Origin of the sequence: Segatella cerevisiae (assembly GCF_024054555.1) — a bacterium.
Lineage (GTDB): Bacteria > Bacteroidota > Bacteroidia > Bacteroidales > Bacteroidaceae > Prevotella > Prevotella cerevisiae.
Genome location: NZ_JAMXLY010000029.1, coordinates 1 through 20,798, shown reverse-complemented (window position 1 = coordinate 20,798; position 20,798 = coordinate 1). Strand labels below are relative to the sequence as shown.

The window sequence follows — 20,798 nt, the reverse complement described above, 5'->3', positions numbered from 1 at the left end:
GACTCTACAATATATCATTATCGGAATCATTCTGCTTGCCGCCCTTACCTACATAGGGATAAGCACATACAGAACTATAAAACGGAATCTGGTCTGCAAAGATTACCGTTGTGCAGGGTGTGCCTTCTACGATACCTGCCAAAAAAATAAGAAAAAGCCAAGAAAAAATTTGGCAAAGTAAAATAAAAACCCTACCTTTGCATCCGTAAATCAGAATGGTACCATGGCCGAGCGGTTAGGTAACGGTCTGCAAAACCGTGGAGAGCAGTTCGACTCTGCTTGGTACCTCCAAAGGATGATCAGGAAGACTTCAGTTTGAAGCCTTCCTTTTTTCGTCTTAAGCTATTCCTTCAATCTTACCTTCGGTGGGAAATCAAGCGTTGGGAACCATCGAGAAAGGGCACTTGGTAGTTTCGAGAAACTTGGACGTCTCTTTCGAGAAACAAGACGCCGACTTTCTCGAAACTATGAGGGCAGGTATTACTATGGTTACGAGGTCTCTTTTACATCGTCAAAAAACGACAAAACATTAAGGGAAACCGATAGGTTTCCTCGCCTATCAGACTTTCCTACAATACGAAAAAACACTTCATTTATTTTTTTGAAAAAACGAGTTTTCAAGAACTCCAATCCCGGTCATCGAGAAAAGTAGGGCCGTGTGACCGGAAAGAATCTGTACTCGTCATTGCGAATAATCGGGGGCGGAATGACAGTCCCCAAGGCAAATTCCAGAAGTATACCTACCCCAATATCAGAATAATTCCCACCCCTATCATTTCAGATTGAAAATCTCACTGGGAATCTTACGGGACAAGGCATCAATAGGAACATCCAAAAGAAACCGGCGAGAAGGATCAACCCTGACAGCCTCCTCTATCACCTCCCTGACATCCGAAAGCGCCGTCGACTGGGAATTATTCGTCCCGCTCAGGTGACAGAGCCAGATGTGTCGTAGATTATCCGAAGCATTCTCCGAAAGCGCTTTTCCACAATCCACATTACTCTGATGTCCAGTATCACTCAAGATCTGTTTTTTCATCCCTTCAGGATAAGGTCCCCTATTCAGCATATCTATGTTGAAATTAGCTTCAATGACCAGATAGTCAGCCTTACTGATGGCATGTCGGATACCGGGATTCAAGGACCCGACATCTGTCAGCAGACAGAAGGTCACGCCTTCCGACTTGATCAGATAACCCACATTTTCAGGACTATTATGAGGCACTTCAAAAGGTGTAACCTGAAAGTCACCCAACAAGAAAGTGGTATCTTTCTCAATCGTCCGTATGAGAACACGGGGAATCTTCTTCCGCACACAGACATTTTCCCTGATGCCACGATGCACTTTCGCCGTTGCATACACAGGGACATTGAAAGTTGTACTGAAACTCCCCACCGACTTGACATGATCAGCATGATTATGTGTGACCAGTACATGCCGGACCATGCTCAGATCCAAACCATAATCATGAAAGTATTTTTTCAAGCCTCGCAGTCCTACCCCCACATCAATCAGGAGGGCATCTGAAGACGTATAGAGCAGATAGCAATTGCCACTGGTCCCACTGCCGAAAGAAATAAATCGGAACATTATCCAGCCAATTCAAAAAGGTCACTCATCTTCCCGCGTTCCAGGACATCTATAGGCACGTTCAACATAAAGTCACGGCCCTGTACATTTTCTACTGTCGTGCGGATCATCTCCTTCACCTCGCTTAAGGCGAGTGCAGGAGAATTATTGGTCTTGCTCAGATGACACAGCCAGATATGTCGGAGCCGGCTAGAAGCATACTCTGCTACAGCCTGGCCACATTCCTTATTGCTCAGATGACCCGTTGCGCCCAGAATCCGCTCCTTCAGATAGGCAGGATAAGGACCGTTCATGACGGAATCGCGATCATGATTAGCCTCGATGACCAGATAATCAGCCTTACTGATATAGGCCTTCATCTCTTCTGTAAGATGCCCGATATCCGTCATCAGACAGAACATTATTCCATCGTATTCTATGGCATAACCCACATTGTCAGAACTGTCATGCGGAACACCGAAAGGCGTAACGCGAAAAGCTCCCAACATGAAAGGGACACCCTTCTCTACATACCTGCGACATTCTGGGAGAATAGGCTGTAGGAGGCCGGAAGTTCGCTTTTTCGGTCCTGCCAAGCAGCGTTCCCGCATGTGCTCGACGCTTCTGTCTATCCCTTCATGCACCGCTCTTGTGGCAAAGACAGGCAGATGGTACTCCCCACTCAGGCGCCCGACAAGTTTGATATGGTCTGAGTGGTCATGAGTGATCAGGACATCATCCACAGAATCAAAATCAATATGATATTTTCTGAAACACCTCTTCAAGGCATTTATTCCTACTCCTAAATCAATCAACAAAGAATCCGTCCCGTTAGTCAGGTAATAGCAATTGCCACTGCTCCCGCTACCGACGGCAATAAATTTCAACATTATAAAACGATTTGCTGCGAAATTACGAAAAAAGATCAAGAAAACAAAAATTTTCAGTACCTTTGTGAGAACGATTTACAGTTTCATTATGAATTTTAAGATTTCAGATATTCTCCCGTCATCTTTTCGTGCGCTCTCACTCTGCGCAGCCGTAGCCACGATTCTCACGATTCCCGCAGGCTGCCGGCCTCATCATGCCGGAGATGACAAACAACTGAAAGCTGATGCTGACTCATTTGCCATGAGCTATTTCAACTGGCAATTCGAGAAGGCTGCAGGATATTGCACGACCGATTCCCGGATATGGCTCAGATATGCCGCATCCAATGTACGCGAATCAGATATTGATATTCTCAAGAACAAGTCGGACGGTGCTTCCTATAAAATAGAAAAGATCCATTTCCCGGGTGACTCTATTGCCCATATCCTACTTACGGTCAAGGATTTCGTCAGCATGGATACCTTGGGTAAAAAAGCCAAGATTATACCTGAAGCCCGGTTCCGCCTATCGATGGTCTTTGAAGACAACCATTGGAAGGTCAGAATGGAAGGCCTACCGCGAAGTGAAAAGCAAAATCACGACTGAAATCAGGATGAAAGATCGCATAGTGCTCATCCTGAGTCGTATAAGCGGGATTAATAGCTTTGATACCCATATCAAAGCGTAATATAAAATAATTGAAGTTGAACCGGAGTCCCAGTCCATACGACATTGCAATCTGCTGATAGAATGTATTCCATTTGAATTCCCCTCCGGGTTGGTCCGCATAATTACGCAGTGTCCAGATATTCCCGGCATCCACGAATGCAGCCCCATAAAGTTTCCAGAACAGAAAGGTTCTGTATTCCACATTCATATCCAGTTTCATATCTCCCGTCTGATTGATGAAGTCAATCCTTCCGTCAGTTCCCCTGAATTTTCCGGGACCGAGTTCACGTACTCCCCAACCTCTGACAGAATTGGCCCCACCGGAGAAATAGCGTTTTTCAAAAGGCAGGATATCACTGTTGCCATAAGGTACTGCAATGCCGAAGTCCCCATGCAGGGCGAGCGCATTGCGGGTATCGAAATGCAACAGTCGCGTATAGTCAAAATCAAATTTGGCATACTGGGCATAGGCAATATCGAAAAGCGTATGCTGCCCGCTGCTGTTCGTATGAAAGTTGAACATCGAAGAAAGCCCCTGAAGCAGGTTTCCTGCGGTCTCCACATTCGCACGCACAGCGTCCTTGCCATTGGAATAACTCAGGCCGAACCCCATGCGCATAATGAAAAGATCTTCATAATTGTATCTGAGGATCGCATTGCGGTTGGAGACACTGTCCAGATAGTCATGCTTGAACGTCTCAGAGATCCAAGGCATATAGACATAGTTCAAGTTCAGGAAATCAAAATGGTAAGTAATGTGGTGCTGAGGATTGCTCCAGCGATAACTCCAGGTCATGGAAAAGTCACGGCGGTGAAACTCCGGTCTGTTCTGGAAATCCCATCCCACGGAAAAATCCGTGGAGGCATTCTGACGATCCTTGAAAGGTTGGGACGTAAAAGGAACGAGAAACCTCGGGAAAGACAACTTGGTCTCAATGGAATACTCCTGATAGTCCTGATTCTTGTACCCTTCCAAATCCGTGATTGCCTCGTAAGCCCCACGCAGTGCTATACTCAACTGTTCACTGCCCCTGAAGAGATTCCTGTTCGTATAAGTCAGTGACGCTGCGGCTCCGAGATCCCCGGCCGTATTCGTCCCCTCAGGTTGGAAAGAGATAGAAGACGGTTTGTTCGTACTGATCTGAATGCCACAATCCAAGAGTCCCGAATCCGGCAACTCCTTGAATCGGATATTCGTAAATTTCACGGCTTGAAGGCGACTGAAATTGCGATAAGTCCGTTGCAAGTCAAGGGCACTGTAGTAATCCCCTGCCTTCACGTCCGTATTCTCTTCAAGGATTTTCTCTCTGAGATGGATCTTCCCTGAATCACCGCTCAGGAACTGGACAGAGCGAATCTTATACCGGGGGTGAAGGGTCTCGGGAGCATCATTATTCTCACGGTATTTCATCAAGTGGAAAGTCAGGGCGATATCCCTCTTCCCCGGCAAAGTGTCGGCGGAATACTGAATAAACTCCTTATGAAAACGATAATATCCTAAATTATTCAGGAGGGCAGTGACACGGCTCCGCTCATTCTGAAGGGCAGTCACTGTAAATTTCATTCCCGGATGCAAGCCCCTGTTCTTTTCTTCGTCCATACGAAGAAGACGGGCTATGGAATCGTCATCAATGACATAATCCACCTTTCCTATCGTGAAAGCCTCCCCGGGATGCAACTGATAAGTCAACTGAATCTTTTTACCTTTGACCCGATGGTCAAGACTTACCCGGGCGTTCATAAAACCCAGGTTATGCATAGCCGCTTCCAAATCCTGACAGGATAGGCGCGCCTGAAGCGTATCATAGATGACTGGCCGCTCCCCTATCCGCTGCAATTCCCTGTTCAGCCATTTCGTGGAATCTTTTCCTGAGAGCGCATACGTGTACAAAGGGATCTTGAAAGCCGAGAACCATTTGGAATTTGCTTTCTGGCGGATATAAGGTTCGAGAGAAGAAGGATCGAGATCTTGGCGGTCAGACTTGAGCTCCACCTTAGTCAACAGATATTTCTTATCAGGCACAAACTTCGTGGGCGAGCATGATGAAAGAAGAAGAAGGATAAAAAAAAGCAGACCCGGCATAATAAGTATCCAGGCCTTCTTCCGAAGTCCAGCATTTAATAAGTTCGTATCCACTTGTACTTGATTTTTTGCAAAGGTAATGAATTTTTGCCTCAAGCCTGCCCCGTTAACAGAGTTTTTTTCGCATTAAGAATAATTCTAACACCACGGTTTCTCGGTTTCAATTAAATTGCGTAATTTTGCAAATAATGAAAGGGTATCGGCATTTTAACGAGGGCTGAACTTCTTTCATGGAAAGTGTCAGGAACCTACAAGTCGGGGAATAATGATCAGCAAAGCAACTATAAAGTACATCCGTTCTCTAGATCATAAAAAGATCCGGAATCAAGAGAAAGTCTTTGTGGCTGAAGGCCCGAAAGTCGTGGGAGACCTGCTCGCCATACAACCTGCCAAGACCATCATTGCCACAAAGGAATGGATGAGCCGACAGGAAAAAGCTCTCTTCACGACCTATGTAGAAGTGAGTGAGGAAGAATTGAAAAAAGTCAGTTTCCTTCAGCATCCTCAGAATGTACTCGCTGTGTTCGACCAACGGGAAGTTCCCCAAACTCCTCACCCTGACAAGGAATTGACGTTGGCGCTCGACGGCGTTCAGGACCCGGGCAACTTGGGGACCATCATACGTATATCCGACTGGTTCGGCATCGAGTCCATCGTATGTTCTCTCGATACTGTTGACGTTTACAACCCCAAGGTGGTCCAGGCGACGATGGGAAGCATAGCGAGGGTGAACCTCCTCTATACCGATTTACTGGCATACATAGCAGGTCTTTCTACAGATACACCCATATACGGTACTTTCTTGGATGGAAAAGACATCTATACGGAACCGTTGACCTCTAATGGTCTGTTGGTCATGGGCAATGAAGGCAACGGGATCTCCGAGTCAGTGTCCCGACTGATCAATCACCGTCTGCTGATTCCCAACTATCCCGAGGGAAGACCCACGGCAGACAGTCTCAACGTGGCAATAGCGACAGCAATAACTTGTTCAGAATTCAGAAGAAATGGAAATAGACATCAATAAGAACCGCAGTTTTACGGCATGCCTGCGTGACGCTCGCAATTTCGTGACAGAAAACATCAAGCCGTTGATCCAGAAGACTTGGATACCGGCAGTCGTACTTTCAGTTCTAGGGGCATTCTGCATCTTTTTCAGACTGCCTAACCTGAGCCTGCACAACTGGGGGATCACGCATCCTTGGGCATCATGGATTTTCCAGACCATTATCTATGCCGGTACGCTCATTGCCGAGATATTCTATTTCAGTAATGTCTTCAATGCCGTCAACGGATACGGCAGAAAGAAGAACCTATGGAGATATGTCCAGTATTTTCTGATCACGGTCTGTGCAGACGTTGTCCTTTGCCTTGTCGCCGTAGGACTCAAGAAACTCCTGACTCTTGTGATCGGAGGACGCACGCTCTCCCATATCGCCAACATGTCTATTTTCGGCATTTATGCTCTGATCTGTTTGGCCCTCTTTTGCCTCGTACTCATCCCTCTGCTGTATATCGCCCCGAAATACATGATGGATCCTGAGGCAAAATGGAAGCAGTTCTTCAAACATTTTTCCACAGGATTACATCGATGGGGAATGTTGTTCATAACTTCTTTATTGCTCCTCATTCTCATCGGCATACTGACATTCATTGTCGCACTGCCGGCCATTGTCCTCATCCTTGCCCAGATTTCCTCGCAGATGGGACTGTTCATGGGGGATCCTTCTAATCTCCCGGGATATTTCCCGGTTCTGTCATTCATCGTCTTCGCCTTGACGACACTCCTCTTTTCAGGTTTGATGATATATGCCATTGTGACTTATATATATGTCTATGGCTCTATAGATACACAAGAGGAAAACAAGAAAGAACTGATGCCGAAACAAAATGAAAAAAAACAAGATACTCTTTATTGACAGAGACGGAACACTCGTCGAAGAACCCGAAGACGAACAAGTCGATTCGTTTGAGAAACTAAAATTTACCAAAGGTGTTTTCAAGAACCTCGGATTCATCCGAAGTCATTTGGATTTCAGGTTTGTAATGGTCAGCAATCAGGATGGATTGGGAACTCCAGCCTTTCCTAAGGAAAAGTTTGAGCCTATCCACCACTTTATCCTTCAGACCTTTGAAGGAGAAGGGATTACTTTTGATGATCAACTCATCGACAGTCACTTCCCTGAAGACCATTCTCCCATGAGGAAACCAGGTACCGGCATGCTCCTCAAATACTTGAATGACCCGGCCTATGATATCCCCGGCAGTTATGTGATCGGTGACCGTGAAAGCGACGAGCAACTGGCCAAAAATATCGGTTGCAAATGTCTGATCTTGGGGAAAGACGGCATGACGTGGGATAAGATCGCAGAGATCCTCTTTGCGGGAGAACGCATCGCAGAAGTGAGACGGACGACGAAAGAGACGGATGTCGATGTGAGACTGAATTTGGATGGAACGGGGAAATGCGACATCTCTACAGGCATCGGCTTCTTTGATCATATGTTGGAGCAGATCGGCCGACACGGGATGATGGACCTGACCATTCACACTCACGGTGATCTGTATGTCGACGAGCACCATACAATAGAAGATACGGCCCTGACTTTAGGAGAGTGCATACTGAAAGCCCTTGGAGACAAACGCGGCATCGAACGGTATGGCTACTGCCTGCCTATGGATGACTGCCTCTGTCAGGTCGCCTTGGATTTCGGCGGAAGACCTTGGCTGGTATGGGATGCTGAATTCAAAAGAGAAAAGATAGGAGAAATGCCTACTGAGATGTTCATGCATTTCTTCAAGAGTTTAAGTGATACCGCCAAGATGAATCTCAATATCAAGGCGGAAGGTACTAATGAGCACCATAAGATCGAAGGTATCTTCAAGGCTCTGGCAAGATCACTGAAAATGGCGGTCAGGAGGGATATCTATCACTACCAACTGCCGAGTTCGAAGGGTGTCCTTTAAATACAGAAAGGAGTCATGATCATGACTCCTTCTTTTATATTCAACAGTAGCTTAATTTCCACTAGCTTGTCAAGAATTGATTATCCTTGACGCAATCTTTCAATCGGGATAAAATTGCCTTTCCGGTAACAACTTGCCGATAGACAAGTCTGTCGTCAAAGATGATCCACCCCACTTCACCGATTACTCTTTTCTAAGAGATTTGTCCTCAGTGATTACGGTCAAAGTCAAGGGCAGATTATTTTACTGTAAATGTCGTAACCTTCAAACTGTCTTGGGTATTGCCGGTGATAGAATCTCTAAAAACAACTCCATATTCACCCGGCGTCAGATTATCCATAGTGATGAGAAAAGAACTTTGACCGTATCTTTTCGCATTGTATTGGACTCTTGACAGATTCCCTGTTTCGGATGACGAAGGAGTGTCCGTCCCGGAAAATTGATAGCGACGTTCCTTGCCTTTTACCTGAAATTTGAGAATATCCATAAAGGAATTTGGATCTGCCGCATTACCTTTAGCCTTGACGATGAGCCGGGTCGTTTTGCCGCCTCTATCCTTACTGATTGAAGCTACGCCTTGTAATGTCAACGTTGCCTTAACTTTACCTGCAATAATGAGAGAAGGACTTGTACCTGACTTAACTTTCAACGTGCCGTTCTCCGTGTCCAAAAGTGCTCCACCTGTGTCAGAGGTCAGAATCAGAGTTTGTTCCGCTAAGGTCGGTTCAGGTATCGTTGCCTGAGCTTGGACTCCCAAAGCAAACACCAAACTCAGCATCAAAGTAAAAAAGAATTTTCTCATAATCAAAAATTTAAATTTATTTATAGTACCAGAGCCTTTCTGAAAGGCAAATGAATGGAGGATGATGTCACGACTCCCCCTCATGCAAAGATATTAAAATTCGAGTTGGTCACCAGTCAATCTGTTCACATCCCACTGACATCTCAACTGTTTCTCTATGCAAAGATAGTAAAAATACATCTAATTGCAAGCCTCTATTGCCAAATAAAACACACATTAATGTTCTAGGGACAATTGATACTCCAATCGTCCTTTATTGAATTCATCAAACTCTTGTAAAAATACGATGGGGAAAATGATAAGGAATGGCATATAGGAATGCCTTGTAATCAGGACTTATCCTTGCCTGTTTTCAAAAGATATCATCAATCGCTCTGACGACCATAAGTAAAAGTCAGGACAAAATCCCGATGGACCTCGAAGAAAACTTTGAGTTGCCGGTGAACTTTCAAATCGTCTACCAGGCAAAAGGTATCCTGAAGCGAGAATGGATGTACCCGCATCTCATCATACCTGAGATGCTCTTCCGAATCATATTTATAGACCGTCTCCTTGGCACTCCAATGAATGAGGAGACTACTTAGGTCCGGCGCCTGCTCATCTGCCCTAAGAAACCGGGATGCAACTTTCTCAACGCGGTTACTGTAATATTCAATATCAATTCCTACGGGGTCTTTTTTGGAAAGAAGGACTGCAGCATATCCCACGGTGTGACTGATACTGATAGACCAACCCGATAACGTAGGTTTTCCGCTCTCCTCATGTCCGATAGTCAGAGGCTCTTCCGGAACAAGACGGTGAACCAATGCACGTACTGCCAGGAACTCTAATCGTCGTGCCTGACTGTGATAATGCTCAAAACAAAATTGACGTAAAGCAGAGAGTTCAGGTTCCATACGGAAGAATTCTTCCTCTGTCTCCTGAATAGCCCAAAGTCCCAAGAAAATATCAGGCCCCAAAGAGCGAGTTGCCAAAAGTGCCATACCTGATCAGTCCTCTGTTTTATCCTCTTTGACAGCAGGCGGAAAAACTTTTACCTTGACCTTGCTGATCCGACGGCCCTCGATAGCCATCACCTCAAAACTGTAATTCTTATACGTGATTTGCTCATGCAGAACCGGAAAATCCCCCTTGAGTTCCAAAAGCAGACCGGCAAGTGAATCGGCATCTCCTGCAGCGTCATCAAATTCATCATCGGGAAGGTTCAGGATCTTGCAGACATCGCTCAACAAAGTCTTTCCTTCAAAAATATAGATATGGTCACCTATCTTCTTATAAAATTTCTCATCTTCATCATACTCGTCATTGATCTCACCGACGATCTCTTCCAGAATATCATCCAAGGTCACAAGGCCACTCGTACCGCCGAATTCATCGACCACAATCGCCATGTGCACTCTGTTATCCTGAAACTCACGGAGCAGGTCATCAATAGGTTTCGTCTCCGGTACAAAATAAGGGGGACGGATCAAACTCTGCCATCTGAAATTCGAAGGTTTATCCAGATACGGCAGAAGGTCCTTGATGTAAAGGATGCCCCGCACATTATCTGTATTCTTCTGATAAACAGGAATACGGCTGTAATTGTTCTTTACGATAAATTTCAAGACATCGGGGTAAGGGCTTCTCATGTCCAAGAACACGATATCCTGACGTGTCGTCATGACCTCTTTCGCAGTCTCATCCCCAAAACGGATAATCCCTTGAAGCATGCTCTGCTCATTCTTGATGTCATCCATATCCGTCAGTTCCAAAGCCTGCTGAAGATCATCGACACTCAACTGGCGATTTTCCTTAGGCACTGCCCGCTCCGCAAGGGAACCACCTTTGATCAGCAAACTCTCCAAAGGCCAAAACAAACGGCGCATGAAAAGAATTCCCCCTACTGCCTTACGGCAAAAACGAAGCGGATCCTGACGACTATACAGTTTCGGCATGATCTCACCAAAGAGCAGGATCAGGAATGTCAACAGGACGGTGATGCAGACAAACTGCAACCATGCAACTTGGAAATGCAACCATGAACTCAGTATATAATTACTGAGCATAATGATCATGACGTTGACGAATTCATTCGTAATGAGGATTGCAGCAAGAGTCCTTTCTGAATCATTACGAAAACTCTGGATCAATTTGTCTTTAGCGTTTTTCTCCGGATCCAGATTATCCAGATCATCGGGGGAAAGACTGAAAAAAGCAATCTCCGAAGCACTGGTAAATCCAGACAACCATAGGAGAACAACGGTTAAGACTGCCGCTGCCAGCATGCTCAACGTAACAGGTTGAAAACTCACCCAACTACTGATTTGAGATGTAAGTGCTATAAACAAATCCGTAAGTGTTTAACTAAAAAGGTAAGGCATTTTTATCGCCCTCTCCCTGTGCAGGAGACGGGGACTGAGGTGAATCAGGAGCCTGATCCTTAGGCGGCATAGCAGCACCTGCTTGAGATGCTGCGGAACTGTCCTTAGAAGAAAGCATTTCCATGTTTTCCACCAAAATCTCTGTGACATAATGGCGACGGCCCTCTTTATCATTATAGGAACGATAGCGAATCCTGCCTTCTACATACAGTCGGTCACCTTTGTGAACATATTTCTCTACGACCTTAGCCAAGCCGCGATAAAAAAGCAAATGATGCCAGTCCGTATGATCAGGGACCTGTGTGCCGTTCTGAAGCGTATAGCCACGTTCTGTAGTGGCAAGACTGACCTGAGCTACAGCCTGATCCCGGTCATAGTATCTCACATCCGGCTCTGCACCGACATTCCCAATTAACATGACCTTGTTCATAGGCGCAATTTATTTCCACATTCCTAAATACTTAAACTGGAAATTCTTCCCCTTGGCAGAAGGAAACTGGCTACGGCTGTCTACCCGTGTCCGAAGATGGTCCACGATCCGATTATAACAGTCCTGGCCCGACATTGCCTTGACATCAGCCACGAAATGGGTATCCCTATATTCATGTTTCCCTGTTGCGGGAATCATCACCACCCGCTTGAAATCCAAAGAACCTTCATACCAGCCTTGGCGCTCAACTGTCAGCCTTGTCATAGCCGTAGCAGCCAGATCATGCCTTTCAGCTGCAGGCAGGACACCACCCACATTGGGATGTACCGCCTTCTTTTCCTTGAAATCCAACATTGTAGCAGCAGTGGTTTTTATTATGATAAAATAAACTCGTGGACGAACCTTGTAGCGCTTCGGATACATCACATCACTTGCGACATAGTCGCGGATGTCCTCAACGAGCGTTTCATCCAAATTAATTTCGGGTATGCCCCTTAAGAATTCAATAGCATCGTCAACATTAGAAACTAATGTCTCCTTATCAAAGTATCTAAGATATAAATTCATGAAATTGTATGTTTCCCTCAACCAAAAAAGAGCGGCAAACGGGACTCGGACCCGCGACCTCGACCTTGGCAAGGTCGCGCTCTACCAACTGAGCTATTGCCGCGACAGCAAAAAAATAGTGAAGAGGAGGAGACTCGAACTCCCACGAAATAATTTTCACTACCCCCTCAAAGTAGCGCGTCTACCAATTCCGCCACCTCTCCAACATATAAAATCATTCTGAATAAAAGAGTGCCCAGAACAGGACTCGAACCTGCACGTCGTGAAACACACGCACCTGAAACGTGCGCGTCTACCAATTCCGCCACCTGGGCTTAGGTTTTGACCTTTCATCTATTCAGAATGTTGAGCGGCAAACGGGACTCGGACCCGCGACCTCGACCTTGGCAAGGTCGCGCTCTACCAACTGAGCTATTGCCGCCTATCCCTTTACAGGGGCATTTCTCCAAATGCGATTGCAAAGGTAACGGTTTTTTTTAAACCTGACAAATTTTTAGTCTATTTTTTTAGAAAAGTTCATTGCGTCCCAAGGTTTAAAATCAATCCATACGCGTCTTATAGTCCTCATAACCAAACCTCCGGAGTATTTCCAGATTGCCGTCTGAATGTAGGAAAGCGATGGCCGGATGGGGCACCCCATTGAACATATTTGTCTTGACTGTGGTATAGTGGAGCATGTCTTCGAAGATGATGTTTTCACCGATCTGAAGTTCGTGTTTGAACTTCCAACTTCCCATGAAATCGCCACTCAGACAGGAGTTTCCTCCCAACCGATAGATATGTGACTCCTCAGGCGCTTTCGCCTTCGCCAATGTCAACTTCTCTGCTCCGCGCACGTCTGGTTTGTAAGGCATTTCCAAGCAATCCGGCATATGACAGGTAAAACTGACATTGAGAATAGCGGTCCGAATACCTCCGTTTTCCACAATATCCACAACTTGGGCTACCAATGGTCCGGTATGCCAGCCAAAGGCACTTCCCGGTTCCAAGATCACGTTCAAGTTTGGATAGCGCTGATGGAAACCTTGAAGGATACGACACAACAGACCGGTATCATATTTCTTGTGGGTCATCAAATGACCGCCACCGAAATTGATCCATTTCAACTGTGGAAACCAATTGCTGAACTTTTCTTCAATATGCTTGAGGGTTCGCTGAAAGACGTCTGCCCCATTCTCACAATGGCAATGGATATGAAAACCTTCAATATCTTCAGGCAGACGATCAGGCAACTGGGCAGAAATGATGCCGAACCTTGATCCGGGTGCACAAGGATTATATAGGGCAGTCTTAATTTCAGAATACTCCGGATTGACGCGGATGCCCATACTGAGTTTAGGATTAGCATGAAGCGCACGCTCATGATAACGGGTATACTGCGACCAGGAATTGAAGACCAAATGACTGGAATAGCGTGCAACCTGTTCTATCATGTCATCGGTATACGCCGGAGTGTAAGTGTGGACCGGACTGCCAAACTCTTCATAGCCAAGGCGAGCTTCATTCAAGGAACTTGCCGTAGTGGCAGACACATACTCGCTGATCAGGGGAAACGTCTTCCATAACGAATAAGCTTTCAAAGCCAAGATGATCTCGACATCAGCTGATTCCGCTATCGAATGGATCACTTGTAGATTTCGTCTCAGGAGATCTTCTTCCAAGATATACATCGGTTCGTGAATCTCCTGGAAAGTTGTAGAATTCACCTTCATTATTATCAAATCTCTATTTTTCGACAAAGTTAGTTTTTTATTCCGGATATTTTGCGCTTTTTGATAGAAAATACTTACTTTTGCAATGGAATTGAGGATCCCTACGACCAATCTGACATCGGTCAAGGTCCCGTTCTGCGCCAAGCTCATCCCAGATTCCCTTACCACATAAGAGAAATTGCAAGACAAGCAGATATCAATAACTGGAAAGTCGGATATATCAACCAAATATTTCAAACATAAACTTATAGTAATGAGCGAAAAAAACTCTTTTTTGGTATTTTCTGGTACAAACACAAGGTATTTAGCAGAAAAAATCTGTGCAAGTCTTGGAGTTCCTCTAGGGAAATTGCAAGTTACAAGATTTTCAGACGGTGAGTTTGCCGTTTCCTATGAAGAATCCATTCGCGGCCGTGATCTATTTCTGGTGCAAAGCACATTCCCCAATTCGGACAATCTCATGGAGTTGCTCTTGATGATCGACGCTGCCAAACGCGCTTCTGCCAGGCACATCATTGCCGTAATCCCCTATTTCGGCTGGGCCAGACAAGATAGGAAAGACAAACCCAGAGTGAGCATCGGTGCAAAACTGGTGGCTGATCTCCTCAGTGTAGCCGGTATCGACCGCTTGATTACGATGGATCTTCATGCTGACCAGATTCAGGGATTCTTCAATGTCCCAGTAGACCATCTCTACGCTTCCGCTGTCCTGCTGCCTTATGTTCAGTCTTTGCATATCAAGGATCTGGTCATCGCCTCTCCTGATGTCGGCGGTTCAAAACGCGCAAACACGTATGCCAAGTACCTGGGATGCCCACTGGTTCTCTGCAACAAGACCCGCGCCCGCGCCAATGTTGTCGGGAGCATGCAGATCATCGGTGATGTCAAAGGCAAGAATGTCGTGATCATTGACGATATGGTAGATACTGCCGGCACGATCACTAAGGCTGCAGACATTATGAAACAGGCCGGTGCCAAGAGTGTAAGGGCTTGTGCCTCTCATTGCGTCATGAGTGGTCCGGCCTCGGAAAGAGTCCAAAACTCTGCCTTGGAAGAAATCGTATTCACTGATTCTATTCCTTATTCCAACAGATGTGCTAAAGTTAAACAGATTTCTGTTGCAGCTATGTTTGCTGAAACCATCCGTCGCGTAGAAGCCAATGAGAGCATTTCATCACAATATTTAGTCTGAATTATTGATCAAAATAACTTTCAATCGGGGGAGGTACTTGTTACCTTTCCCGATTTTTTATTGCCTGCCAGAAAGACCGTTCACAAAACAGTACAATATGGTGTTTTCCAAAAGTGGACTGATGAACGGGAACTTTAACGGACGACCCATAAAAAAGGAGATCAGCATGATGCTGGTCCCCTTCCCTATTCGGCACCGGCAGAAAGCCTGATGCCCTATCAATCTCTCTTATTATTATTCATTTAACCATTTCACATAGCAGAAGTCCTGCCGATGAGGCAGATTAGGATTCTTGGGATACATCCGGACACAACTGCGGAATGTCCCGGACACCTCTGGTTCGAAGACAGTCTCATAAACATAGTTGTTCCCATCATGACCTGCCAATTTAAAAGGATAAACTTTATAGACCTGACGGTCGTCATCCGAATTGACTGGTTTCAAAATGACCAGTTCCAGTCCTATGGCATCATTCAATCCTTGTTCGTCAATCGTATACTGGATCTTGTATTTGACTCCTGTCTCTCCTCCGTCATCAAGTACTGTCGTGTCTTTGGAGACGACCTTAATCGCATCCCAACGCTGGGCGACCTCTTCCTTCCATTGTGCAATCTCCTTCGCCAGGCGGTTGTCATTGGCAGATAATTTCTTGAAACGCGTAGCTTCCTTGATATAAAACTTGTCGTAATAATCATCCAACTGGCGTTTCATCGTATAATGAGGGGCAATAGTCGCAATAGAATTTTTGATGACCTTCACCCACTGATGACTGTATCCGTCCTTTCCTTTATCGTAATAAAGGGGTACGATTTCATTTTCGAGGAGATTATAGATCGTAGCGGCATCCAGTTTATCCTGATAAGCCTGATTCTGATAGGTCCGTTTCTGAGGAAGTGCCCAGCCGGCACCTTTACGATAGCCTTCTACCCACCATCCGTCTAAGACAGACAAATTGACAACTCCGTTCATCTCGGCTTTTTCACCAGATGTACCGGAAGCTTCCAAAGGCCGGGTAGGCGTATTCATCCAGATGTCACACCCGGATACCAGACGACGTGCCAGTTGCATATCATAATCTTCGAGGAAGATAATCTTTCCCAAAAATTCAGGACGCTGGCTGATATCGAAGATCATCTTGATTAAGCCTTGCCCTGCACCATCAGCAGGATGTGCCTTCCCCGAGAAGAAGAACAAGACCGGTCGCTTGGGATCATTCACGATCTTCGACAAACGGTCGAGGTCTGTGAAAAGAAGATTCGCACGTTTATAAGTGGCAAAGCGTCTGCAGAAACCGATCATCAGCGCATTGGGATTGATACATTCCAACAAAGAGACGACACGGGCAGGATCACCCTGATTCTTCAACCAGGTCTGAGTGAATTTCTCACGGATATAATCTACCAGTTTCTTCTTCAGGGCCATACGTGTCTGCCAAATTTCCGCGTCATCAACGTGATAAATTGCATGCCAGAGTTCCTCATTGCTTTGGTCTTCCATGAAAGAAGGATCGAAATAAGCATCATAGAGTTTCCGCCATTCGGAAGCACACCACGTCGGGAAATGCACGCCATTGGTCACATATCCTACATGATTCTCTTCAGGATAATAGCCTTTCCAGATCGGAGCAAACATTTTCTGGGAGGTCCAGCCATGCAATTTGCTCACACCATTCACTTCCTGACAGGTATTGCATGCAAATATGGACATGCAGAATCTCTCATTATGGTCATCGGGGTTCTGACGACCCATTCCGATCAATTCATCCCAGGAGATTCCTAAACGGGCAGGATAACCGCCCATATATTTTCCAAATAGTCCTTCATCGAAATAATCATGCCCTGCAGGGACCGGTGTATGAACAGTGTAGAGAGAAGAGGCACGGACCAACTCCAAAGCCTGATTGAAACTCAAACCTGAGCCGACGTAGTCCAGCAAGCGTTGCAGATTACAGAGAGCTGCATGCCCTTCATTACAATGGAAGATTGTCTTGTGAATACCCAGTTTCTTGAGCATCAGAATACCTCCCATACCTAGAAGAATTTCCTGTTTCAGGCGATTTTCCCAATCGCCGCCATACAAATTATAGGTAATCGGACGATCGAACTGTGAATTCATATCATTGTCAGTATCCAACAGATAGAGTTTGATACGCCCTACATTCACGCGCCAGACATAAGCATGCACCTGATAGTTGACATAAGGAACATCCACCACGACAGGATTACCATCCTTGTCCAAGACGCGTTCTATAGGCAGAGAATTAAAATCCTGAGCATCGTATTTTGCGATCTGCTGTCCGTCCATATTCAAGGACTGCTTGAAATATCCGAAACGATAGAGGAATCCGACGCCGACAAGGTCTACATTGCTATCGGAAGCCTCTTTCAGGTAATCTCCGGCAAGCATGCCCAGTCCGCCAGAATAGATCTTCAATGTCTGGTCAAGTCCATATTCCATGCTGAAATAAGCTATGGAAGGGCGACTTTTATCGGGTTTGACATTCATATAGTCACGGAACTTCGTATAGACGTCCTTCACTCGAGACATCATCGCTTTGTCCTTAACGACAGCCATCTTCCGGTCACAGCTCAACCGCTCCAACAAGACCACCGGGTTATGCCCTACTTCCTCGAAAAGTTGTCCATCCAAACTCTTGAACAAATTACGGGCTTCATAGTTCCATGACCACCACATATTATGTGCAAGTTCATCTAAACATCTCAACTGTTCCGGCAGACGTGACTTGATGGTCATATCTTTCCATTGAGGAGCATTAGAATAATCTGCTTTAATTTTCATACGCTTGAAATTTAATCGTCAATTCTCTATCGTTCAATTTTTCTTTTCTTTTCTATCTTCGGCTTTTTGGAGTGCGAAATCATAAGCTTTCCTATAATAGGTAAAGAAACGGCTCCACAAAGCTCTTCTCGAAAGTTCTCCTGCTTTCGTACGACAAGCATTCACCTGAGAATCAGTCATCTTGGAAAACTTGATGATGGTATTCATGATGGTATCAGCCACATCAAAATAATTGAAATCTGTGCGATGGACAACTTGCACGCCATCTTCAATCGTACCCGCTCTCCCCAGTTCTTTATTGACCCACAGCCCAAAACCTGCCAGATCAGTTGTTATAGAAGGTACTTTAAATGCTATTGCCTCTAGCGGTGTATAGCCCCACGGTTCATAATAAGACGGATACACACACATATCATTTCCTAAGATCAAATCATAATAGGTCATATTGAAGATGCCATCATGACCATCAAAATAGCAGGGTACAAAGATCAATTTCACTTGGTCATTGCTGATATTATGGAAATTCAAATAGTCCATCATCCCTAGGATTCTATCATCATCCATATTATGCAACCAGTGTGTGATATACGGTTTCTCCAAAGGACCATACGTTTTCTTTTGGCTTTTGAGACGCTCAATAAGATCTGCCCTCGGCTCTGATACCCATCCTGGAACGGATATAAAAGCAAGAATCGGTCGATGGAGTTCATGGGATTTCTTAAGTCTGTTCACGGATTCTATAAATTCGTCAATTCCTTTGTTTCGAAATTCATATCTTCCACTCGTAGACAGGATGATAGTGTGATCATCCAAAGAAGTGCCCAATAAAGCATTAGCAACCGACAGTAATTTCTTTCTGGCAATTTCGCGCTTCTGCGTGAAAAGGGGCTCTGGAGGGACAAAATCGTCTTCGAAGCCATTAGGCAGGACAACGTCTACCGGTTTATCCAGTAATTCTTTGCATTCTCTTGCTGTAATATCACTCACAGTGGTAAAACAATCTACAAATTTAGCCGTCTGTTTCTCTATCGAGTGCTTGCTCTGCATATTCAATTCCACAGCCATCTGATCTCCATTATAATTAGAGAAATAAGCGTAAAGGGGTTTATTGTTACCGGCAATACTACGACCGATACTCGTAGCATGAGTGGTAAACAAAGTGGCAACAGAGGGCAATTTATAATGAATGTACAACAGTCCTAAACCTGTCATCCACTCATTTCCATGGAAAATGACCTTGTACTTTTCGTTCAAATAAAACTGATAAAAACTTTCTACAACTCGTCCGGAAGCATAAGAGAACATAGATGCTTCATCGTAATCACCATAACCGTGCAGACTATCAACCCTAAAAAGATCCCAACATTTACCATACAATTGGTTTTTGATCTTGAAATAAGGTTGGAAGTCCACCAAGAAAGTAATAGGCTTTCCCGGCACAAGCCAACGCCCTGTTCTCACTCGGAGCCCTTGACGAGAAGCTGATTGTTTCCACGATGGAAACAAGGAGTCGTCTTCTTCAAAATAGGGATTACTCTGCTGATCCTGCAAATCCGGACCAATAAAAAAGATATGATCCTTCATCACATCTTGCAACGTTTTCGCACGAGTTGAAAGGACAGCATAAATGCCTCCTACCTTATTACATACTTCCCAACTCGCCTCAAAAATATAGTCTGGAAATAGTCTGTTTTTTTCCATTATGATTTTGCTAAAACATTACAAAGATAAACTAAAAAAAGTAATATCGCAATTTAATCGTCAAATATTTCCAAAATCATTGGATTTATTAACTAAAATCAATAACTTTGCAAGAAACAGAATATATGAAAAAACTATTATTCAGCTTATTATTCATGGGTATAGCCTTAACGACTTATGCCCAGACTGACAGTACAGTATTCAAAGGATACTTGTATAATGACAAATATGAGGTTTACCTCAGTATCAATTTCTATGCCAACGACATCACCGTTCCACATCAAGAAATTTATGGAAAGCTCCCGGGATTCTTCGGTGATGTCCATGATGGTAGGAAATGGTTATTCACCTCTGCAAAGATCACATCCCCGAACACAGCAGAAATAGGTATTACCAACGACTACGGTAGTGAAGATCTGACAGCTACCTTAACGTTCAATAAAGACCATACATATACCCTTAAACAACTCAAAGGCAGCACCTTAAAAATTGCACGAAACCGTAAATGGGTAAAAATGCCTGCGGAATTGACTTTTGTTCAAAAATCCGGACCTGTAGGATTAGTACCATAACATATTTACGATAGTCGCATTACCATATCACCGACTAAAAACATTGTTTATATCGATTATCTCCAAATTACAATACATATACCACCTTTTCTTATTCTGCAAAGGAGACGAAAAAGGAATAACTACCTTCCATATTCCAAGATTATCACCAAAGGATATATTATCAGAAGAATATAATATAGAATTCTAATATTATGGACTGGAATCTACTTACCAATGAGTCCAAGGTTATGAACTGCCCCATTTTATGTCCTTGTCTCTGAGGCTGTCCCTGTCAAGACCTTTGCTCCCTGACGGGAGCCATCGTCACACAAAAAGAGGGCCCCGGAAGCATTCCTGCCTCCGGGGTCCTCATCTTCAGTCCTTCTCTTTTATTTTAAAAGGAGGCGGCTGCCTACTCTCCCGCATTGCATTGCAGTACCATCGGCGCAAGTGGGCTTAACTTCTCTGTTCGGAATGGGAAGAGGTGGGACACCACCGCTCAAGCCACCTGGTTTGGCG

At 44.9% G+C, this 20,798-nt stretch carries 17 protein-coding genes, 5 tRNA genes and 1 rRNA gene; 7 read left to right on the top strand and 16 right to left on the bottom strand.

The genetic code is table 11. From position 1 onward, the window contains the following. The first annotated feature begins 217 nt into the window (after nucleotides 1-217). Nucleotides 218-291 (top strand) — tRNA-Cys (locus tag NG821_RS08190). 481 nt (nucleotides 292-772) lie between these two features. On the opposite strand, the gene NG821_RS08185 is transcribed toward NG821_RS08190, so the two are convergent. Beyond that, nucleotides 773-1,591 carry an MBL fold metallo-hydrolase gene (locus NG821_RS08185; protein ID WP_252761170.1) on the bottom strand — a complete coding sequence of 273 codons (819 nt, stop codon included), beginning with the start codon at nucleotides 1,589-1,591 and terminating at the stop codon, nucleotides 773-775. Next, entirely contained in the window at nucleotides 1,591-2,460 is an 870-nt protein-coding gene (locus NG821_RS08180) for an MBL fold metallo-hydrolase (RefSeq protein ID WP_252761169.1), read from the bottom strand. Before NG821_RS08180 ends, NG821_RS08185 begins: the two co-directional genes overlap by 1 nt. A gap of 88 nt (nucleotides 2,461-2,548) precedes the next feature. Here NG821_RS08180 and NG821_RS08175 point away from each other — a divergent pair, with 88 nt between their 5' ends. Continuing rightward, complete coding sequence (locus NG821_RS08175; RefSeq protein ID WP_252761168.1) at nucleotides 2,549-3,046, top strand: hypothetical protein; 498 nt, start codon at nucleotides 2,549-2,551, stop codon at nucleotides 3,044-3,046. Here the strand turns inward: NG821_RS08175 and tamL are convergent. Beyond that, nucleotides 3,000-5,192, bottom strand: a complete 2,193-nt coding sequence (tamL, locus tag NG821_RS08170; protein ID WP_252761186.1) for a translocation and assembly module lipoprotein TamL — start codon at nucleotides 5,190-5,192, stop codon at nucleotides 3,000-3,002. The genes NG821_RS08175 and tamL overlap by 47 nt on opposite strands. Nucleotides 5,193-5,457: 265 nt before the next feature. Between tamL and NG821_RS08165 the strand changes: the two genes are divergently transcribed. From NG821_RS08165 to hisB, 3 genes are read left to right on the top strand one after another with little or no spacing between them, the layout of a single operon-like run. Next, on the top strand, nucleotides 5,458-6,219 hold the full coding sequence (locus tag NG821_RS08165; protein WP_252761167.1) for an RNA methyltransferase: 762 nt from the start codon (nucleotides 5,458-5,460) through the stop codon (nucleotides 6,217-6,219). Beyond that, nucleotides 6,200-7,111 (top strand): MFS transporter, encoded by a 912-nt coding sequence (locus tag NG821_RS08160; RefSeq protein WP_252761166.1) that lies wholly within the window; start codon nucleotides 6,200-6,202, stop codon nucleotides 7,109-7,111. Before NG821_RS08165 ends, NG821_RS08160 begins: the two co-directional genes overlap by 20 nt. After that, entirely contained in the window at nucleotides 7,083-8,159 is a 1,077-nt protein-coding gene (gene hisB / locus NG821_RS08155) for a bifunctional histidinol-phosphatase/imidazoleglycerol-phosphate dehydratase HisB (protein WP_252761165.1), read from the top strand. The genes NG821_RS08160 and hisB overlap by 29 nt, the downstream gene beginning before the upstream one ends. Before the next feature lie 238 nt (nucleotides 8,160-8,397). Here the strand turns inward: hisB and NG821_RS08150 are convergent, their stop codons facing one another. From NG821_RS08150 to nspC, 10 genes are all read right to left on the bottom strand, one after another. Beyond that, the gene (locus NG821_RS08150) at nucleotides 8,398-8,961 is read right to left on the bottom strand and encodes a hypothetical protein (RefSeq protein ID WP_252761164.1); all 564 of its coding nucleotides are present in this window, start codon (nucleotides 8,959-8,961) and stop codon (nucleotides 8,398-8,400) included. 365 nt (nucleotides 8,962-9,326) lie between these two features. Further along, nucleotides 9,327-9,944, bottom strand: a complete 618-nt coding sequence (locus NG821_RS08145; protein ID WP_252761163.1) for a 4'-phosphopantetheinyl transferase family protein — start codon at nucleotides 9,942-9,944, stop codon at nucleotides 9,327-9,329. Between the two features lie 6 nt (nucleotides 9,945-9,950). Beyond that, complete coding sequence (gldE, locus tag NG821_RS08140) at nucleotides 9,951-11,228, bottom strand: gliding motility-associated protein GldE (RefSeq protein ID WP_252761185.1); 1,278 nt, start codon at nucleotides 11,226-11,228, stop codon at nucleotides 9,951-9,953. Nucleotides 11,229-11,307: 79 nt separating this feature from the next. After that, nucleotides 11,308-11,754, bottom strand: coding sequence for a single-stranded DNA-binding protein (locus tag NG821_RS08135; RefSeq protein ID WP_252761162.1), 447 nt, complete (start codon nucleotides 11,752-11,754; stop codon nucleotides 11,308-11,310). Nucleotides 11,755-11,763: 9 nt separating this feature from the next. After that, entirely contained in the window at nucleotides 11,764-12,321 is a 558-nt protein-coding gene (locus NG821_RS08130; RefSeq protein WP_252761161.1) for a hypothetical protein, read from the bottom strand. Nucleotides 12,322-12,351: 30 nt separating this feature from the next. Further along, nucleotides 12,352-12,424, bottom strand: a tRNA-Gly gene (locus NG821_RS08125). A gap of 16 nt (nucleotides 12,425-12,440) precedes the next feature. Further along, a tRNA-Leu gene (locus tag NG821_RS08120) sits at nucleotides 12,441-12,524 on the bottom strand. Nucleotides 12,525-12,553: 29 nt separating this feature from the next. Then, nucleotides 12,554-12,635, bottom strand: a tRNA-Leu gene (locus tag NG821_RS08115). Nucleotides 12,636-12,669: 34 nt separating this feature from the next. After that, a tRNA-Gly gene (locus tag NG821_RS08110) sits at nucleotides 12,670-12,742 on the bottom strand. Nucleotides 12,743-12,860: 118 nt separating this feature from the next. Continuing rightward, nucleotides 12,861-14,033 carry a carboxynorspermidine decarboxylase gene (nspC, locus tag NG821_RS08105; RefSeq protein WP_252761160.1) on the bottom strand — a complete coding sequence of 391 codons (1,173 nt, stop codon included), beginning with the start codon at nucleotides 14,031-14,033 and terminating at the stop codon, nucleotides 12,861-12,863. Between the two features lie 253 nt (nucleotides 14,034-14,286). Here nspC and NG821_RS08100 point away from each other — a divergent pair, with 253 nt between their 5' ends. Then, entirely contained in the window at nucleotides 14,287-15,225 is a 939-nt protein-coding gene (locus NG821_RS08100) for a ribose-phosphate pyrophosphokinase (protein ID WP_252761159.1), read from the top strand. A 234-nt stretch (nucleotides 15,226-15,459) separates the two neighbouring features. Here NG821_RS08100 and glgP read toward each other — a convergent pair whose 3' ends face one another. Next, nucleotides 15,460-18,024 carry an alpha-glucan family phosphorylase gene (gene glgP, locus NG821_RS08095; RefSeq protein WP_252761158.1) on the bottom strand — a complete coding sequence of 855 codons (2,565 nt, stop codon included), beginning with the start codon at nucleotides 18,022-18,024 and terminating at the stop codon, nucleotides 15,460-15,462. Between the two features lie 33 nt (nucleotides 18,025-18,057). Further along, complete coding sequence (locus NG821_RS08090) at nucleotides 18,058-19,725, bottom strand: glycogen/starch synthase (protein WP_252761157.1); 1,668 nt, start codon at nucleotides 19,723-19,725, stop codon at nucleotides 18,058-18,060. Between the two features lie 125 nt (nucleotides 19,726-19,850). On the opposite strand from NG821_RS08090, the gene NG821_RS08085 reads away from it, so the two are divergent. After that, nucleotides 19,851-20,297, top strand: a complete 447-nt coding sequence (locus NG821_RS08085) for a hypothetical protein (RefSeq protein WP_252761156.1) — start codon at nucleotides 19,851-19,853, stop codon at nucleotides 20,295-20,297. A gap of 381 nt (nucleotides 20,298-20,678) precedes the next feature. Here NG821_RS08085 and rrf read toward each other — a convergent pair. Beyond that, nucleotides 20,679-20,791: ribosomal RNA gene (gene rrf / locus NG821_RS08080) — 5S ribosomal RNA — on the bottom strand. Nucleotides 20,792-20,798: the final 7 nt, after the last annotated feature.